The sequence below is a fragment of the Peterkaempfera griseoplana genome, from assembly GCF_001418575.1.
In the GTDB taxonomy this organism is placed as follows: Bacteria; Actinomycetota; Actinomycetes; order Streptomycetales; family Streptomycetaceae; genus Peterkaempfera; species Peterkaempfera griseoplana.
This window is the reverse complement of the sequence record NZ_LIQR01000272.1, coordinates 1-2,299: the sequence shown is the minus strand read 5'-3', so window position 1 is coordinate 2,299 and position 2,299 is coordinate 1. Positions and strand designations below refer to the sequence as shown.

1 protein-coding gene and 1 pseudogene are annotated in these 2,299 nt (G+C 73.7%); both read left to right on the top strand.

The annotated features are described in order from the left end of the window. Nucleotides 1-663, top strand: a pseudogene (locus AOK09_RS20605) (transcriptional regulator); the annotation flags it as partial. 67 nt (nt 664-730) lie between these two features. After that, complete coding sequence (gene exaC, locus AOK09_RS20600; protein ID WP_055588697.1) at nt 731-2,254, top strand: acetaldehyde dehydrogenase ExaC; 1,524 nt, start codon at nt 731-733, stop codon at nt 2,252-2,254. The last annotated feature ends 45 nt before the right edge of the window (nt 2,255-2,299 follow it).

The window sequence follows — 2,299 nt, the reverse complement described above, 5'->3', positions numbered from 1 at the left end:
CCCCGGGTCCGCCGGGCCCCCGGCCCCCGCGGCCTGCGGCTGGAGGTCCTGGGCCGGGACCGGGCGCTGCTCACCGTCGACGGCCGCGTCCGGGAGCTGTCGCCGCGTCACTCCGAGATCATGCTGCTACTCAGCCGTCACCCGCAGGGCCTGACCGCCGACGCCCTCGCGGCCCTGCTGCACGAGGAGGACTCGGCGCGGGTCACCGTACGCGCCGAGATCGCCAGGCTGCGCCGGCTGGTCGGCGACACCCTGCTGGCGTCCCGGCCCTACCGGCTCACCGTGCCGGCCGGCACCGACGCCGACGAGGTCCGCGGGCTGCTGGCGCGCGGTGCCCACCGCCAGGCCCTCCAGCGCTGCCCCGGACCCGTACTGCCGCGCTCCGAGGCCCCCGGGGTGATCGAGGAGCGGCAGGCGCTGGCCGGCGAGCTGCGGGCCGTACTGCTGCGCCACGCGGGCCCGGAACTGCTCGCCGGCTGGGCGCTGCGCCCCGAGGGCCGCTCCGACCCGGCGGTGCTGGAGGCGGCGCTGCGCGCGCTGCCGCCGGGATCGCCGCGCCGCACCCTGCTGGCCGCCGACCTGGCCGCGCTGGGTCCCCGGCAGGCGGCCGCCGGAGTGGCCCGCCGCCGCGCCGCAACCCCGCGGCAACCTCCCCGCGGTTAGCGTCGCCGTCGCAGCGCCGTCCCCGGGCGGGCCGGGGACGCGCCACCAGCGCAAGGAGGCGCCACCCATGACGGTCTACCAGCCGCCGGGCCGACCGGGCAGCCCGGCCACCTACCAGTCGCGCTACGGCAACTGGATCGGCGGCGAGTGGGTCCCGCCGGTCCGGGGACGCTACTTCGAGAACCCCACCCCCGTCACCGGCCGCACCTTCTGCGAGGTCCCGCGCAGCGGCGCCGAGGACATCGAGCTGGCCCTGGACGCCGCCCACGCCGCCGCCCCCGCCTGGGGCCGTACCTCCCCGGCCGAACGGGCCCTGGTGCTCCACCGGATCGCCGACCGCATCGCGGACAACCTGGAGATGCTGGCCGTCGCCGAGAGCTGGGAGAACGGCAAGCCGGTCCGCGAGACGCTGGCCGCCGACCTGCCGCTGGCCGTGGACCACTTCCGCTACTTCGCCGGGGCGATCCGCGCCCAGGAGGGCGGTCTCTCCCAGCTGGACGACGACACGGTGGCGTACCACTTCCACGAGCCGCTGGGCGTCGTCGGCCAGATCATCCCCTGGAACTTCCCGCTGCTGATGGCGGTCTGGAAGCTCGCCCCGGCCCTCGCCGCGGGCAACGCGGTGGTGCTCAAGCCCGCCGAGCAGACCCCGGCGTCCATCCTGCTGCTGATGGAGCTGATCGCCGACCTGCTGCCGCCCGGTGTGGTCAACGTGGTCAACGGCTTCGGCGTGGAGGCCGGCAAGCCGCTCGCCTCCAGCAGCCGCATCCGCAAGATCGCCTTCACCGGCGAGACCACCACCGGCCGTCTGATCATGCAGTACGCCAGCGGCAATCTGATCCCCGTCACCCTGGAGCTGGGCGGCAAGAGCCCCAACGTCTTCTTCGAGGACGTCGCCGACGACCAGGACGCCTTCTACGACAAGGCCCTGGAGGGTTTCGCCCTCTTCGCCCTCAACCAGGGCGAGGTCTGCACCTGCCCCAGCCGGGCGCTGATCCAGTCCTCGGTCTACGACCGCTTCCTGGGCGACGCGCTGGAGCGGGTGGGCACCATCCGGCAGGGCAATCCGCTGGACACCGACACCATGGTGGGCGCCCAGGCCTCCAACGACCAGCTGGAGAAGATCCTCTCCTATCTGGACATCGGCCGCGCCGAGGGCGCCAAGATCCTGGCCGGCGGCGAGCGGGTCGACCTCGGCGGCGAACTCTCCGGCGGCTACTACGTCGCCCCCACCGTCTTCGAGGGCGACAACAGCATGCGGATTTTCCAGGAGGAGATCTTCGGGCCGGTCGTCTCCGTCACCCGCTTCGACGACTTCGACGACGCCGTCCGGATCGCCAACGACACCCTCTACGGCCTCGGCGCCGGGGTCTGGACCCGAGACGGCTCCACCGCCTACCGGGCGGGCCGCGCCATCCAGGCGGGGAGGGTGTGGACCAATTCCTACCATTTGTACCCAGCGCACGCCGCCTTCGGCGGCTACAAGAACTCCGGCATCGGCCGCGAGAACCACCGGATGATGCTGGAGCACTACCAGCAGACCAAGAACCTGCTGGTCAGCTACTCCGACCAGGCCCTCGGCCTGTTCTGACCGCCACCGTGCGGGGCCGCCCGGCGGCGGCCCCGCCCCGGGCAC